This window comes from Nonomuraea sp. B10E15 (genome assembly GCF_039871615.1).
Taxonomy (GTDB): Bacteria; Actinomycetota; Actinomycetes; order Streptosporangiales; family Streptosporangiaceae; genus Nonomuraea.
Genome location: NZ_JBDPMB010000013.1, coordinates 169192 through 183767, shown reverse-complemented (window position 1 = coordinate 183767; position 14576 = coordinate 169192). Strand labels below are relative to the sequence as shown.

The 14576-nt window shown below is 71.9% G+C and carries 14 protein-coding genes; 6 read left to right on the top strand and 8 right to left on the bottom strand.

Going from position 1 to position 14576, the window contains the following annotated elements; all coding sequences use genetic code 11:
- Positions 1 to 18: 18 nt before the first annotated feature.
- Complete coding sequence (locus ABGB14_RS31285) at positions 19 to 780, bottom strand: hypothetical protein (RefSeq protein ID WP_347647428.1); 762 nt, start codon at positions 778 to 780, stop codon at positions 19 to 21.
- A gap of 328 nt (positions 781 to 1108) precedes the next feature.
- Here ABGB14_RS31285 and ABGB14_RS31280 point away from each other — a divergent pair, with 328 nt between their 5' ends.
- From ABGB14_RS31280 to ABGB14_RS31270, 3 genes are all read left to right on the top strand, one after another.
- Complete coding sequence (locus tag ABGB14_RS31280) at positions 1109 to 2110, top strand: hypothetical protein (protein WP_347647427.1); 1002 nt, start codon at positions 1109 to 1111, stop codon at positions 2108 to 2110.
- A gap of 42 nt (positions 2111 to 2152) precedes the next feature.
- The gene (locus tag ABGB14_RS31275; protein ID WP_347647426.1) at positions 2153 to 2593 is read left to right on the top strand and encodes a MarR family winged helix-turn-helix transcriptional regulator; all 441 of its coding nucleotides are present in this window, start codon (positions 2153 to 2155) and stop codon (positions 2591 to 2593) included.
- Positions 2594 to 2671: 78 nt separating this feature from the next.
- A complete protein-coding gene (locus ABGB14_RS31270) occupies positions 2672 to 3112 on the top strand; it encodes a hypothetical protein (RefSeq protein WP_347647425.1) in 441 nt (146 codons plus the stop codon).
- Here the strand turns inward: ABGB14_RS31270 and ABGB14_RS31265 are convergent, their stop codons facing one another.
- Entirely contained in the window at positions 3113 to 4285 is a 1173-nt protein-coding gene (locus ABGB14_RS31265; RefSeq protein ID WP_347647424.1) for an MFS transporter, read from the bottom strand. It lies immediately after the preceding gene.
- A 70-nt stretch (positions 4286 to 4355) separates the two neighbouring features.
- Positions 4356 to 4934 carry a TetR/AcrR family transcriptional regulator gene (locus ABGB14_RS31260; RefSeq protein WP_347647423.1) on the bottom strand — a complete coding sequence of 193 codons (579 nt, stop codon included), beginning with the start codon at positions 4932 to 4934 and terminating at the stop codon, positions 4356 to 4358.
- A 162-nt stretch (positions 4935 to 5096) separates the two neighbouring features.
- On the opposite strand from ABGB14_RS31260, the gene ABGB14_RS31255 reads away from it, so the two are divergent.
- Positions 5097 to 6071, top strand: a complete 975-nt coding sequence (locus ABGB14_RS31255) for an aldo/keto reductase (protein ID WP_347647422.1) — start codon at positions 5097 to 5099, stop codon at positions 6069 to 6071.
- A 43-nt stretch (positions 6072 to 6114) separates the two neighbouring features.
- Here the strand turns inward: ABGB14_RS31255 and ABGB14_RS31250 are convergent, their stop codons facing one another.
- From ABGB14_RS31250 to ABGB14_RS31230, 5 genes are read right to left on the bottom strand one after another with little or no spacing between them, the layout of a single operon-like run.
- A complete protein-coding gene (locus tag ABGB14_RS31250) occupies positions 6115 to 6660 on the bottom strand; it encodes a hypothetical protein (protein WP_347647421.1) in 546 nt (181 codons plus the stop codon).
- 39 nt (positions 6661 to 6699) lie between these two features.
- Positions 6700 to 8349: an alpha-L-arabinofuranosidase C-terminal domain-containing protein gene (locus ABGB14_RS31245; protein WP_347647420.1), complete on the bottom strand. Its 1650-nt coding sequence runs from the start codon at positions 8347 to 8349 to the stop codon at positions 6700 to 6702.
- On the bottom strand, positions 8346 to 9221 hold the full coding sequence (locus ABGB14_RS31240; RefSeq protein ID WP_347647419.1) for a carbohydrate ABC transporter permease: 876 nt from the start codon (positions 9219 to 9221) through the stop codon (positions 8346 to 8348). The genes ABGB14_RS31245 and ABGB14_RS31240 overlap by 4 nt, the downstream gene beginning before the upstream one ends.
- Positions 9218 to 10186, bottom strand: coding sequence for a sugar ABC transporter permease (locus ABGB14_RS31235; protein WP_347647418.1), 969 nt, complete (start codon positions 10184 to 10186; stop codon positions 9218 to 9220). Before ABGB14_RS31235 ends, ABGB14_RS31240 begins: the two co-directional genes overlap by 4 nt.
- Before the next feature lie 28 nt (positions 10187 to 10214).
- Complete coding sequence (locus ABGB14_RS31230; RefSeq protein ID WP_347647417.1) at positions 10215 to 11672, bottom strand: extracellular solute-binding protein; 1458 nt, start codon at positions 11670 to 11672, stop codon at positions 10215 to 10217.
- A 497-nt stretch (positions 11673 to 12169) separates the two neighbouring features.
- On the opposite strand from ABGB14_RS31230, the gene ABGB14_RS31225 reads away from it, so the two are divergent.
- The gene (locus ABGB14_RS31225) at positions 12170 to 13165 is read left to right on the top strand and encodes a LacI family DNA-binding transcriptional regulator (RefSeq protein WP_347647416.1); all 996 of its coding nucleotides are present in this window, start codon (positions 12170 to 12172) and stop codon (positions 13163 to 13165) included.
- 96 nt (positions 13166 to 13261) lie between these two features.
- Positions 13262 to 14431 carry a hypothetical protein gene (locus tag ABGB14_RS31220; protein ID WP_347647415.1) on the top strand — a complete coding sequence of 390 codons (1170 nt, stop codon included), beginning with the start codon at positions 13262 to 13264 and terminating at the stop codon, positions 14429 to 14431.
- Positions 14432 to 14576 lie beyond the last annotated feature (145 nt).

The window sequence follows — 14576 nt, the reverse complement described above, 5'->3', positions numbered from 1 at the left end:
GGCACGTGAGCCCGCCGCTCAGCGGCCGAGCCGCGCCTTCGCGACCGGCACCAGCACCTGGCCCGTGACGAACTCGCTCCACAACCCGAAGGTCAGCGCCGACCCGGGCCTGGCCGTGGTCTCCACGAAGCCGACGGTGCGGCCGTGGTGCTCGCGGGTGGCGCCGAACGACAACCGGAACCTGGTGGTGCCGGCGCGCTCCTGGGGTGGGGTGTCGTTCGGCGGCAGGATCTCGTCCAGCGCCCACCGGTAGTCCTTCCGGTACGGGCGCGACACACGCTCCAGGGTCTGCTCCAGCACCACGCCCGTGGAGGGCAGCACGACCAGCACGCCGGGCGAGCGGCCGATCCGGGTGTTGAAGGCGAGCACCTCGCGCGGCTCCCCGGTGGCGTACTCGGCCAGTCCGGTGCCCACCTGGGAGCCGTCCGGGCAGGCGGTCGCGCCCTTCTCCTCGATCAGGGCGCGGTCGCAGGTGGGGAAGGCGTCAGGGTTGAAGCGCACCGACCGGTCGAACAGGAACACGAACCGCCTGGCGCCCGCGGGCACCTGCCCGGTGCCGGCACGGCTGCGCCGGTCCCAGGCGAGCGTCACACCGCGGCCCGGACCGGCGGTCGCCGTCACCGCCAGGGAGTCGATGTTGCGGGGCCCCTCGACGTCCGCCTCGTGGGGCCGCTGCGGCCCGCCGGGCGCGGGGTCGGCGGGGTCGGCGCTCGCGGGCGCTGCGGGAGCGGTCACGGACACGAGCGCGGTCAGGGCGGCCAGCGCGAGCTTCGCTTTCATGGATCCTCCAAGGGGGTCGATCAACGTCGCGGTGGTCACTCAACCAGCGGGCACCGAAAGATCAGGTAAAGCCGTCGGCGAGACTTCCAGCATTTTCGAAGCGTCAGGGGGTGTTGCTAGCGTTCTCGGCCAGTAGTGACGACGTGACGGGAAAGACCAGATGGCGCAGTGGCCGGGAGGACCTCAGGATCGATTTCGGCATGCCGGGCCGCCACCTCACCGCGCCGGGCCGCCACCGCACCCCGGCGGGCCACCCGTAAGGCCGCCGCACGGCGGCGGCCCTCCGGGACCCATGCCACCGCCGTACCATGGCGGTCCGCCCGGGCCCATGCCCCCTCCCCCGCGCCCGCCGCGGAAACGCGGAGGGCTGATCGCCCTCGCGGCGGTGCTCGCGGTGGTCGTGGTGCTCGGCCTGGGGGGCGGATGGTTGTTGTGGCAGAGCTCCGGCGAGGGCGGGGCCGCGGCGGGCGACCCGGACAGCCTCGACGTGCTGAAGAAGGGCCGCCTGACCGCCGAGGACGTGAGCTCGGTCGATCCCACGGCGCTGTTCTACGCCGGCTTCACGAAGATGGCCACGCAACCGGTCCGGCACCTCACGCAGGAGTCGTACACCGAGGAGTCCGAATACCGGCAGGGCGAGCCCGGCTACGTGTGGGAGAGCGGGTTCGACTACCGGACCAAGAAGTTCCGCATGGCGTGGGGGTCGGCCGAGGCGGACGACCCGATCACGGTCTGCCGCGACGGGGCGGGGTACGGCTACAGCTACAAGCTCAAGCGGTGGGACGGCCCCGACCCGGGCGACTCCCTCTGCCGGTTGCAGAGCGCCTATCGCTACATCTCCGACGGCATCTCCACGGGCGGCATGACGCAGGCGCAGGCCGACACGTGGGTCAAGGAGCTCCAGACCGGTTACAAGGGGTTCGTCAGGCCGGGCGAGCTGCGGCTGGCCGAGGTCAAGGGCAAGCAGTATCTCCGGCTCGCCGTGGACTACACGCCGGTCAAGCGCGCCGACGACCTGTACTACGGCGGCCAGTCGCTCATGTGGTCGTTCAAGAAGTCGGGCCTGGACCCGCAGACCCATCCGTACTCCTACACCGGCGGGATGGGCACCGGCTTCCACGCGGTCTACTACCTCGACCCGGGCTCGCTGCTGACCGCCTACTCCGAGGTGGAGGTGACGCCCGCGCTCGACAAGGACGGCCGGCCGCGCGTGGACGCCGACTTCTACAAGGTGCGGGTCGAATACCACCATCCCGCCCGGCTGCCGGCCATGAAGCCCGAGGGCAGTCCCGCGCGGCCGGAGCTCACCTGGCCGCGGGACAAGGCGTGATCCGGGGTACGCGGCCGTGCCGCGCTGCGGGAAACTGAAGGGATGACCGCCGAGAACGACCGTCCCGGACCGCCCGTGACCAGCACCTCCATCGTCCTGCTCACGCTGGCCCGCCGCATCGAGAGCGAGCTGGGCGCCGCCCTGGCGCCGCTGGATCTCACGGTCGGCCGGCTGGGGCTGCTGGGCCACATCGCCGGGATGCCCGGGGTGTCGTTCAGCGAGCTGGCCCGGATGTCGGGGACCACGGTGCAGAGCGTGCACGCGGCGGTGAAGGCGCTGGCCGCCGCCGGGCTGGTGCGCGACCGCACCGCCCGGGCCGGGTCGGCCTCGACCATCGAGGTCACGGCCGAGGGGGCGCGGCTGCTCGACGCGGCGCGGGAGGTGGTGGCGCGGGTGGACGACCTGCTGTTCGGCCCGGCGGCCGATCCGATCCAGCGCCAGGTCGGCGACGCGGTGCGGGCGGCTTTCCTGGGCGCGGGCTGACCCACCACCTTCAGGCGCCTTGAAGCTTGCGTGCTAAGCTTCAAGGCGCCTGAAGGTCGTTCGGCGTCTGGAGGATCGGTGGAGGGTCTGCTGCTGTCGGTGCACGTGCTGGCCGGCTTCTTGTTCGTCGGAGGGTCGGCCGTCGCGGCGAGCCTGTTCCCGCGGTACGCGCCGGTCGCAGGAGCGGCGGAGGGCGGCGAGCGCAGCAGGGCCGTGGCCGCAGCGCTCCACCGCGTCAGCCGCGGCTACGGCATCGCCGCCGTCCTGGTGCCCGCTGCCGGCATCGTGCTGGCCGTCGTCCAGGGCAGGATGAGCGAGACGTGGCTGGTCGCCTCCATGGTGCTGACCCTCGCGGCGGGCTGCCTGCTGGCCCTGCTGATCGTCCCCCGCCAGCGGGCCGCGCTTGCCGAGCCCGGCGGGCCGGCGGCGCTGCGCACGCTGAGCATGCTCACCGGCGGTTACAACGTGCTGTGGGCGGTCGTGGTCGTGCTGATGATCGTCCAGCCGGGAGCCGGTTAACTAACCGGCGCGTACGACTCGCCCGCGGTCGCGGAGCCAGGCGTAACCGCTCACCGCGATGCCCGCTACCGTGACGGCCGCCGCCACGAGGTAGAGCGAGCGCAGCCCGAGCCCGGCGTCGATGACCCGGCCGCCGAGCCAGGCGGCGAAGGCCGCGGCGAGCTGGTAGGCGGAGGCGTTCACCGCCATGGCCAGCGTGGGCGCGGCGGCGGCGGTGGCCAGCACCCGCGCCTGCATCCCGGGGATGACGGAGAAGCCGAGCGCGCCGGCCACGAACACCATCACCGCCGTGACGGCCGTGCTGCCGCTGACCGCCCACATGAGCACGAGCGCCCCGGCGAGCAGGGCCAGCAGCCCGATCTGCGCCCGCATCGGCGACATGTCGGACAGGCGGCCCCCGGCGATGTTGCCGGCCGCCGCGCCCACGCCGTACACCAGCAGCAGGACGGCGACCGCGCCGGCGGCGAACCCGGTGACGGTGGTGACCAGGGGCGCGAAGAAGGTGAAGACCATGAGCAGCCCGGCGTTGCCCACGGCGGTGACGGCGATGGCGAGGAGAACGTCGCGCCTGCGGAACACGCGCAGCTCGGCCACCGCGGAGGTGGCCGGCGCGGCAGCGCGGACGTCCGGCACCAGCCGCGCCACCAGCAACCATCCGGCCGCGCAACACGCGGCGATGGCCAGGAACGTGGCCCGCCAGCCGTGCGCCTCGCCGATGAGGGTGCCGATGGGCGCGCCGAGGATCATCGACAGGTTCATCCCGAAGACGAGCGTGGACACGGTGGACGCCTGCCTGTCCGGCGGCGCGGTGGACGCGGCGATGACGATCGCGTTGGCGAAGAACGTGGACGTCACCAGCGCGGTCACGACCCGCGCGGCGAAGAGCACGGGATAGGCGGGCGCGAGCGCGGAGGCCAGGTTTCCCGCGATGGCGATCGCGAGCAGGGCCAGGATGAGCGGCTTGCGCGGGAAGCGGGCGCTGAGCGCCGTCAGCACCGGGCCGCCGACGATCATCCCGATCGCGTACGCCGTCACCAGCAGCCCGGCGGCCGGGATCGACACGGTCAGGTCCTCGGCGAGGTCGGGCAGGATTCCGGCGATGACGAACTCGCCGGTCGTGATGCCGAAGACGCAGAGCATCAGCGCGGGCACGCCGGCATTGATCCTGGTCACGAAGACTCCATTCTTTACTGATCTGTACAAAATGACGGCAGCACGAACCCCGCGGCGGATCCCGCGGGGTTCACAGGGCGGCGACGGCCCCCTCGACGACGTCGAGCAGCGCCTGCCGGTCGCCGGCGACCTTGGCGAGCACCCGCAGGCCGTAGTAGGCGCTCTGGAACGCGCGCGCCACCTGGAGCGGCGGCCGGTCGGACGCCAGCTCGCCCGTGCTCTGCCCGACCTCCACCAGCCGCAGGATCGCCTGCTCCAGGTCGGTGAACTGGCGGCGCACGAGCCCGGCGACGGCCTCGGTGCGCCCGCTCGACTCGGTGGCGGCGTTGAGCGCCAGGCAGCCGCGCCGGCCGGGGTCGGCCATGTCGGCGTCGATGACGCCCAGCATCAGGTCTCTCAGCCGGTCACGCACGGAGCCGGGCTCGGCCAGCATCGCGAGCTGGGCCTCGCCCTTGGTGTCGGCGTAGCGGCGGATCGCCGTCTCGTAGAGCCGGTGCTTGCTGCCGAAGGCGTTGTAAAGGCTGCCGCGGCCGAGCCCCGTGCGAGAGCACAGGTCCTGGGTGCTGGTCGCTTCGTACCCCTTCTCCCAGAACAGCTCCATCGCGGCGTCGACGGCGGCCTCATCACTGAACTCGCGTGGCCTGCCCATGAAGGGCAGGCTACCGTATTTTGTACAGAACAGTAAAGAAAATGCCCGCCGAGCCACGCCACGCGCGGGCGCGGCACGCGTGGCGGCGGACGAGGGGGAAGAGGTGCTTAACTTGGCTACGTAAAACGTTTCATTGGTCCGCGTTACCCCGGAAGGACACCCTTGGACTACGAACGCCAGCCGTACAGAAGGTGCGGCCGCAGCGGTCTCCTGCTCCCCGCCGTGTCGCTCGGCCTGTGGCACAACTTCGGCGGAGGCAAGCCGCTCGACAGCCAGCGCACGATCCTGCACAAGGCGCTCGACCTCGGCATCACCCACTTCGACATCGCCGACCGGTACGGCCCGCCGCTGGGAGCCGCCGAGTCCACGTTCGGCCGGATCTTCCCCCGGTCGATGCGCGACGAGGTCGTGGTCACGACCAAGGGCAGCAACCCCATGTGGGACGGCCCGTACGGCAAGGGCAACTCCCGCAAGCACCTGCTCGCCACCCTCGACAGGTCGCTGGAGCGGCTCGGCCTCGACTTCGTCGACATCTACTACCTGCACCGCGACGACCCCGACACCCCGCTCGAAGAGCAGGTGGCCACGCTCGACCACATGGTCCGCACCGGGCGCGTGCTCTACGTCGGCGTCTCCAACTTCTCCCCCGAGCGCACCGCCCAGGCCGCCCGCCTGCTGCGCCAGCTCGGCACCCCGCTCCTGGTGCACCAGCCGTCCTACTCCCTGCTCAACCGGGGCATCGAGGACTCGTTGCTGGGAGTGCTCGAGGAGCAGGGCGTCGGCTGCGTGGTCTACTCGCCGCTGGCGCAGGGCCTGCTGACCGACCGTTACCTCGACGGCATCCCCGCCGACTCGCGCGCCGCCGAGGGGCGTTTCCTCACGGCCGACCGGGTGACGCCGGAGGTGCTGGCGTTCGTGCGGTCGCTGTCCGAACTGGCCGAGGCCCGTGGCCAGACGGTGGCCCAGCTCGCGCTCGCGTGGGCGCTGCGCGACCCGCGCATCACCTCGGTACTCGTGGGCGCGTCCAGCCCCGAGCAGCTGGAGGCGAACGTGGCCGCCGTCGACAACCTCGGCTTCACCCACGAGGAGCTGGCGGCCATCGACCGCGCCGCCAAGGAGTCCGGCGTCGCGGCCTAGCGCGCCGCCCCCTCGGCCGGCCGGGCGGTGGCGCCTGCGGCGCTCAGCCGTCCGGCCGGTCGAGACGCTGGTAGAGGCCGTAGACGAAGCGGGCACGGTACACCGTGCCCGCGTGGGCGAACTCGACCGACCAGTGGTGCGGCGCCTGCCCCTCGAGCGAGGTGGCCCCCGGGAAACTCGTGCCCACGTCGGCGACGACGCACGTCCAGGGGGTGAGGTCGGCGAAGGCCAGCCGCACGCCGCCGCGGGGCCGGACGAACCACTGGTTCCAGACCTCGCCCCCTGGCCCCGTCAGCACCTCGAACTCCAGGCCCGGCCACGACGGCAGGGCCCACCGGTGCACGTCGCAGGTCAGGCTGCCGAACACGCGCGGGCCCGCGTGGTGGGGCGGCCCCAGCGCCATCCGGAACACCGCCGCTCCCTTGGGAGCCCGGGCCGCGTGGGCCAGCCGGGTCCAGTGGGTGTGCGCGGCCCGCACCTCGGCCCCGGACGCGCCCATGGCGGCGAGCGCGTCCTCCACCCGGCCGGCGTTGAGGTCACGCATCCGGTGCATCAGGGCCAGCTCGAACTCGCGCACCCGGAACCGCATGCCCCCAGCCTGCCAGAGCGAGCCCGTCGTTCGGACAGCTCAGAAGGCGAGCACGGTCACCGAGTGCGGGCCCACGGCCCACGTGCCGTCGCTCGCCTCGACCTGCCCGAGATCGCGCACCGCGACCGTGTCCGGCGCCCCGAGGGTGTTGACCGCGTGCAGGTCGCCGGCCCCGAGGGTGCGGACCCGCGCGCTCGCGGGAGTGTCGCCGGCGGCGCCGTCGAGGACGATCCGCAGGCGCACGCTCTCGTCGCGGTGCCGGTTGACGACCGCGACCCGCACGGAGCCGTCGTCGGCGCGGGTGGCCGACACGTCGACGTAGGGGACGGTCATGGGCGCGGTGAGCAGCCGCCCGTCCGGGCCGCGGTTGTCGCCGAGCCGGACCGACGCCGAGCGCGCCGGGCCGTCCACCCGCGACGGCAGCACGGTCGGGCCGGTGTGGTGCCGGTAGAGGTGCCAGACGTGGTAGATGGCCGAGCGCAGGGCCCCTCCGGGACGGGCGACGATCACGCCGTTGGCGTTGACCAGGTTCACCGGGTTGGCCATGCTCACGGGCGCCGGCAGGCCCACGGTGCGGTGGATGGCGTGGAACACTCCGGCGTAGAAGACGAGGTCGCCGACCGTACGCGGGCTCCACCGGTTCACCCGTACGGGGCCCGGCCGATCAGCGGGCGTCACGCCGGGGAGCTCGCGCGGGGCGATTCCGCCGTCGTCGCCGGGGAGCGGGTCCGGCCAGGCCGCGGGCTCCAGGTGGCGCATGTTCCACTCGTCGAGGGCGAGCGCGGGCGGGCGGTCCAGGCCGACCTCCGCGGCGAGCGCCGTGACCAGCTGGGAGTAGGACTGGATCTCCCGCTCGAAGTAGAGGGACTGGGCGACGACGTCGTCGTAGTCGTCTCCGGTCCACAGGTGGGTGCTGGCGCCGTACAGGTGGAGGGACAGGTAGTCGAGCAGGTGGCCCGCCTGGCGCATCAGGGGGCGCGTCCACTGTTCCTGCTGCCAGGGGATGCCGACGCCGATCAGGCGGAGGTCCGGGTCGACCAGGCGCATGAACCTGGCGTGCTCGCGGGCCGCGGCGGCGTACTCCTCGGCCGGGCGGTGGCCCATCTGCCACGGGCCGTAGACCTCGTTCCCCACGCCCCAGTACTTCACCTTCCACGGCTCGGCTCGCCCGTTGCGGGCGCGCCGGCGGGTGAGCGCGGTCTCCTGGGCGGCGTTGGTGTACTCGACCCAGCGCACCGCCTCGTCGACGTCCCGGCAGGAATGCACGAGGTACGGCTCCGCGCCCACGGCCTCGCACCAGGCCAGGAACTCGTCGGTGCCGAAGCGGTTGGACTCCAGCCCGCCCCAGGCCAGCTCCAGCCGGCGGGGCCGGGCGTCGCGCGGGCCGACGCCGTCCTCCCAGTGGTAGGCGGAGGTGAAGTTGCCGCCCGGCCAGCGGATGGGGCCTGGGGCCAGCTCGCGGCAGAGCTCCAGCACGTCGGCGCGCACGCCCTGGAGCAGGCCGGGGTCGCCGACGGACAGCGGCGACCCCTCGTCGAACACGCCGCCCTCGATGTTGCCGAAGAAGGCGGACTCCAGGAAGTGGCCGTAGACGTCGTCGTCGATCCGGCCCTCCGGGTGGCGGGTGTCGATCGTCACGAGCGCCTCACGGGCGGGGACGGGCATGTCAGGGATCTCCGTTCCGGTCATTGCTTCACCGCTCCCGCGATGCTGTCGACGAACTTGCGCTGGAGCACGACGAAGACGGCGATCACCGGGATCAGCGAGATGACCGCCGCGGCGGCCATCCCCGACCAGTCGGTGCCCCGTTCTCCGACGAAGACGGTCATGCCCACGGCCAGCGTCCGCAGGCCGGGCTCGCTGAGCGTGAACACCAGCGGCAGGAGGTAGACGTTCCAGGCGAACAGGAACGTGAGGATGACCACCGTGGCGGTGATCGGCCAGGCGAGCGGGAGCATCACGCGGAAGAAGATCGTGAAATGTCCGGCGCCGTCCAGGCGCGCGGTCTCCTCCAGCTCCTTCGGCATCCGCCGGAAGAACCCCGCGTAGAGCAGGGTCGAGGCGATCTGCCCGCCCGCGCCCAGCCCGAGGATCACGCCGGCGTGCGTGTTGAGCAGGCCGAGCTGGTCGGTCAGCTGGGTGATCGGGATGATCGTGTACCCCTCGGGGAGGAAGAAGGTGACCAGGAACACCCCGATGAGCAGCTTCTTGCCGACGAAGTCGTAACGTCCGAGCACGTAGCCCGCCAGCGCGCTGCGCACGACGACGAGCAGCACGGTGCCCGCGGTGATGACGAGCGTGTTGACGAAGTACGTGGCGAAGCCCACCTCGTTCCAGGCCCGGGCGTAGTTCTCCCAGACCGGCTCCTCGGGCAGCAGGGCGAGCCCGCGGCCGAAGATCTCGGGCGACGACTTCAGCGACGCCGAGACGAGCCAGGCGAACGGGTAGATCCACAGGCCGCCGAGCACGAGGAGCAGGACGACCGTCACCACCTGACCCGGGCTGGGACGGCGGAGCAGGCGGGCGCGCCAGGTCAGGCCGGCCCGCGCGGTCGCCGTCATGACGCGCCGGTCCTTCCCCTGGCCCAGCGCATGCCGACGGCCTGGGCGATCGCGAAGCCCACGGTCAGCAGCCCGAACAGCACCGCCGCCGCCGACGCGTAACCCAGCTGGGGAACGGTGGCCTGGAAGGCCGTACGGAAGATGAAGATCTCGATCACCTCGGATGAGAAGGACGGGCCCCCGCCGGTGAGGGTCTGCATCAGGTCGAAGACGTTGAACGCGGCCACCGTGTCGATCAGGGTGATGATCACGAGGAACGGCACGAGCAGTGGCATCGTCACGTGGCGGAACTCCGCCCAGGCGCCGGCGCCGTCGATCATCGCGGCCTCGTGCATCCCCTGCGGGATCGTCTGCAGCGCGGCCAGCCAGTAGATCAGCGTGATTCCCAGCCACTTCCACACCCACACGGCGATCCCGGCGTAGAGGGAGGTGCCGGCGTTGGCCGCGAAGTTCGCCGGCGAGTCGATCAGCCCCGACCAGACCAGCGCCAGGCTCACCGGGCCGCTCGCGTCGAGCAGCAGGGTGAACACGACGCCGACGATGGCTCCCGTGGTGACGACCGGCAGGAAGAACAGCGTGCGGAAGAAGCCCTTGAACGGCGTCTTCTTCCGGTTCAGAACGAGCGCCAGCGCCAGCGCCAGCCCCACCCGCAGGGGTACGGCGAACACCAGGAACACGATCGAGTTCCAGAACGCGTTCCAGAAGAGGTCGTCCCCGATGAGCCGCTCGAAGTTCTCGACGCCGACGAAGGTGCCGGCGGTCGCGAACCCCGGCCAGTCGAGGAGGGCGAACCACCACGAGGCCAGCAGCGGGTAGACGGTGTAGGCGCCGTAGCCGAGCAGGGTCGGGAGCAGGAAGAGGTAGATCCACCAGTCCTGCCGCAGGCGGCGCAGCAGGCCGCGCCCGCCGCGGTCCCGCGCGGCCGCCACGGCCGGACGCTCGCGCCGCCGGATTGTCGTTGTCATCGTGCTCCTGTTCGCGGGCGGGCTCGGCTCAGCGCTCGGCGTAGGCCTGCTGGTCGTAGTCCGCCTTCCTGTCCCAGTTGGCGAACACCCAGGCCTTCGTGTCGACCTCGACGCCCTTCTCCTCGCGGACGACCTTGATGGCACGCTCGCGCTCGGCGCTCATCGCGTCGGTGTAGCGGCGCAGCTCTCCGGCCACGTCGGTGGTCGACCCGGTCAGCACCGACTGGACGATGTCGCCGAGGTTCGGATGGACGTCGCGCATCTCGGCGAGCACCTGCCAGACGCCGGGGGTGGCGACCTCGGGCGCCGGGGCGATCCGCACGTCGTCCTGGAAGTTGGCCACGCACTGCCGGTAGGCCGGATGCACCTCCGCCTCCTCCACCACGTCGGCGAGGGCGGGCGGCTGGTCCATGGCGGCGGCCAGCCTGGCCTGGAACTCCTTGGTCGTCATCTGCAGCATGAGGTCGGCGGCGTCCTTGGCCCGCTTCGACTGGCTCGACACCCAGAAGGTGCCGGACTGCGGAGGGCTGTAGACGAAGTTCCTGCTCTTCTCGGGGCAGGGGATGTGCCAGGTCCCGACCCCGCGCTCCACGGCCTCCGGCTCGTCCACGCGCAGGCCGCCGATGAACCAGGCGCCCCACAGGTACACGCCCGCCTGACCGGCCGCCCAGCGGGCGCGGGCGTCGCGGGCGCCCATCGACGGGGACGCGGGATGCACGACCTTGTCGGTCTGCAGGGCGATCAGGAACTCGATGGCGTCGGCGTACTGCTGGGCGTCGTAGGCGTACGCGCCCGTCGTCCAGTCGATGCCGCCGGGGGCGCCGGCGGTCATGGCCAGCCGGTTCACCAGGAACTGCAGGTATTCGGTCTCCTTGCTCGGCACGACGATCCCGTACACGCCGTCGCCGGTGCCCTTGGTGAGGCGCCGGGCGACGTCGCGCAGGTCGTCCCAGGTGGCCGGCTCCTCCTCGGGGTCGGCCCCGGCCTGCTTGAGCAGCGCGGTGTTGTACCACGGCACCGCCTCGTGCCAGCGGCCGGAGAACATGGGGAAGGAGTAGATCTCGCCGTCGAAGCGGTGCATGCCGTCATAGAGGAACTCGCCGACCGGGCTCCCCTTGAAGTCGGCGAGCTTGCCGATCGGCTGGAACCAGCTCTCGCTGACCAGCGCCGCGGCGGAGGTTCCCAGGCCGGCCAGCGAGTGCACGTCCGGCATCTGGTTGCTGCGCCGCCCGACCTGCAGCGCCTGCCCCAGGTCGGGCACGTCCATCTGGCGCCGCTCGATCGTGACCCCGGGATGCTCCTTCGTGTAGGGGCCGAACAGATCGTCCTGCAACATCTTCGTCAACGGGCGGAACTGGTCCCACCACTGGAGGGATCCGCTCGAGCCGCCGCTCTCCCGGCTCATCTGCCCGCCACCCGTGCATCCGGCCAGCGCCGCCGCCAGCGCGGCGGCGCCGGCGCCGCCGATGAACTGGCGCCGGCCCATACTGGGTCGCCCGGCGCTCCCGGCGCCGGGCCGGCTTCCAAGGATCCGTTGCTGCCGCCGCATGGCGACTCCTCTTCGTCGGTTCGGTCAGCGACCTGTCCCGCCCGTCCCTGATCGCAGGGATCCCCCGGTCAAGCGGATTTATGTTTGCGCAAACCTATGTCCGCCGCCCATCAGCGTCAAGATGGTGCCGGTGAGGTTTCTGAGTGGACGACATCGGTCACTACGCTGGGCCTCGTAGGCTTGACGTCGTGATATGCATGTTTGCGTAAACAAGAGAAGCGGGCGCACGAGGGCTCAGGGAACGATTTCCGCGGCCCTGGGCGGAGATGTACGCTGTCGGCGGCGACACGTCCTTGAGCGACGTCGAGAGCGCCGGCGGCCAGGCCCTGACCGGCCCGTCCCCGCCTTTTCGTGCGCTCCGCCCGCTGCGATGACGAAGGGAGACGCCCGGCGTGGTTCGAGCACCAGGCACGAGAGCGTCCGGAGGGCCGTCCATGGCCGACGTCGCCGAACTCGCCGGGGTCTCCGGCCAGACCGTCTCCAGGGTCGTCAACGGCAACGACCGCGTGACCGCCGCCACCCGGCTCAAGGTCGAGACGGCCATGAGACAGCTGGGCTACCGCGCCAACATCGCCGCGCGGGCGCTGGCGACCGGCCGGTTCGGCACGATCGGCGTCGTCACGTTCAATCTCAGCGCCGTGCTCAACGTGCGCATCGTCGAGTCCGTCGTGACCGGCGCCCAGGCCCGCGGCTACTCGGTGAGCATCGCGGTGGTCGACGCACCCACGGAGAAGGACGTGCGCGCGGCCGTGCGCGGTCTTACCGACCGGGCGGTCGACGGCGTGATCGTGATCGAGGCGCGCGTGCTCGACACCCCCCACCTCCAGCTGTCCGACGAGGTGCCCCTGGTCATCGCCGACAGCAAGGCGGCGCACCGGCATCCGACGTTCGGCATGGACGAGGCGGCCGGCGCCCGCGCCGCCGTCGACCACCTCCTGGAGCTGGGGCACGCCACGGTCCACCACGTGGCGGGGCCCGCCGGGTCCAATCCCGCCCAGCGGCGCAGGGCGGCCTGGCAGCGGCTGCTGAAGCGGGCGGGACGCACGATCCCGCCGCCCGTCGTCGGCGACTGGTCGCCGCGGTCCGGCTACGAGGCGGCTCTCCGCCTGCTGGCCGACGACTCCGTGACCGCCGTCTTCGCCTCCAACGACCAGATGGCCGTGGGCGTCCTGCGGGCGGCGGCCGAGCTGGGCCGCCGGGTTCCCGACGATCTGAGCGTCGTCGGCTTCGACGACCTCGACTTCGCGCCCTTCCTCACCCCGCCGCTGACCACGGTGCGCCAGGACCTCGCCGCGGTGGGGCGCCGCTGCCTGGAGCATCTGATCGCCCAGATCGAGACGCCCGCCGGACCCGCCACGGCCGCCGGCACGAGCCGGTTCGTCCGTCCCGAGCTGGTGATCCGCGCGTCCACCGCGCCGCCGCGCCGCTGAGCCCGCGCCGACCGGCCATTGACAGCGCGATCGAGTTAGCGCAAACATGACCGGCGAGTGCGCCGATGACCACCGCTCATCCCCCAGGGAGCAACCATGCTGCGCCGACTGCCGATCCTCACCACGACCGCGGTTCTGGCCTTCTCGACCGCCGCCCACGCCACCACCCAGGAAGGCGGACCCGTACGGAACGACCAGCCCCGCGCTCTCGGAGCCCTCGGGGCGAACTTCAACCAGAACCTCGACGCGCTGGACTACCGCGAGCTGCGGGAGGCCGGCGCCCGCTGGGTGCGCGGGTTCTTCCCGATGCCCGCGGCCGACGACGTCAACCCCGCCGATCACTTCGCGATCCGCACCCTCACAGAAGCCGCTGGACGCGGCCACGACACCCTGCTGAGCCTGAAGTTCCCCTACAACCAGGCCTCCTTCCCCGCGCCCGGCAGCAAGGAGATGGCCGCGGAGCTGGCCCGTCTCGACCGGGTGCTGCCCGCGGTGATGGGCAAGATCGACATCATGACGATCGGCAACGAGCCGTTCATCGAGAGCCTGCCCGCCGAACGCGACGAGCGGCTCAACGCCTTCTACGAGACCGTCGCCCGGCACGTGATCCGCTATCGGCGCGAGCACTGCGGCGCGGGCTGCGGCACCAAGCTCTACATGGGCGCGCTCAACCGGCTCGACCTGGCCGACCGCCGCACGCCCGCCGCTGAGCGCTGGATGACCTTCGTCCGCGAGACTCCGGAGATCGAGGGCGTCGACATCCACCCCCACGTGCCCGCGCCGGAGAACACGCAGCCGTTCCTCGACTACATCCTGCCGCGGATGCGCGCGGGCCAGACGTTCCTCGTCACCGAGTTCTCGCTGGTGTGGCACTGGAAACGGCACATGGAGGACCCCGTCGCGGCGGACTTCGCCCAGCGGTACGGATTCGCCCCCGGCACCAAGGTCTGGCAGGTGATCAAGGCCGCCGTCGACGACCCCTTCCCGCAGCGCAAATGGCGTGACTTCCTGACCAGCTGCCCGTGGTTCACGAGCCAGTCGACCTTCCTGCGCGACCAGATGCGGCTCTACCGCGGCACCGGCCGGCTGGCGGTGGCGACGTACGGCTTCAAGCAGGACGACCTGATGGTGCGCAACTTCGGCCCGGACAAGGACCCGTGGCTGCTCAACAGCGTCTTCGCCGCCTACACCGTCAAGCCGCGCGGAGACGGGACGTCCGCTCCCAACTACTGGCTCGGCGCCTTCAAGGCCCAGCAGCGGACCTGACTCCCCGCCGTCCCGGCCTGCCGGCCGGCGCGGCGGGGTCCCGGCGCCGCCGGTGGCACGGCCCGCGACATGCCGCGCACCCGCGCATCGTGCGGGCGGGCCGGGTCGTTGGCACCATGGTCACGACCGGCGTGGAGCGCGGCAG

Bases quoted from the DNA above. Each gene is read 5' to 3' on its own strand.
- ABGB14_RS31285 (WP_347647428.1), bottom strand. From the start codon at position 780: ATGAAAGCGAAGCTCGCGCTGGCCGCCCTGACCGCGCTCGTGTCCGTG.
- ABGB14_RS31280 (WP_347647427.1), top strand. From the start codon at position 1,109: ATGCCCCCTCCCCCGCGCCCGCCGCGGAAACGCGGAGGGCTGATCGCC.
- ABGB14_RS31275 (WP_347647426.1), top strand. From the start codon at position 2,153: ATGACCGCCGAGAACGACCGTCCCGGACCGCCCGTGACCAGCACCTCC.
- ABGB14_RS31260 (WP_347647423.1), bottom strand. From the start codon at position 4,934: ATGGGCAGGCCACGCGAGTTCAGTGATGAGGCCGCCGTCGACGCCGCG.
- ABGB14_RS31250 (WP_347647421.1), bottom strand. From the start codon at position 6,660: ATGCGGTTCCGGGTGCGCGAGTTCGAGCTGGCCCTGATGCACCGGATG.
- ABGB14_RS31245 (WP_347647420.1), bottom strand. From the start codon at position 8,349: ATGACCGGAACGGAGATCCCTGACATGCCCGTCCCCGCCCGTGAGGCG.
- ABGB14_RS31240 (WP_347647419.1), bottom strand. From the start codon at position 9,221: ATGACGGCGACCGCGCGGGCCGGCCTGACCTGGCGCGCCCGCCTGCTC.
- ABGB14_RS31235 (WP_347647418.1), bottom strand. From the start codon at position 10,186: ATGACAACGACAATCCGGCGGCGCGAGCGTCCGGCCGTGGCGGCCGCG.
- ABGB14_RS31230 (WP_347647417.1), bottom strand. From the start codon at position 11,672: ATGGGCCGGCGCCAGTTCATCGGCGGCGCCGGCGCCGCCGCGCTGGCG.
- ABGB14_RS31225 (WP_347647416.1), top strand. From the start codon at position 12,170: ATGGCCGACGTCGCCGAACTCGCCGGGGTCTCCGGCCAGACCGTCTCC.
- ABGB14_RS31220 (WP_347647415.1), top strand. From the start codon at position 13,262: ATGCTGCGCCGACTGCCGATCCTCACCACGACCGCGGTTCTGGCCTTC.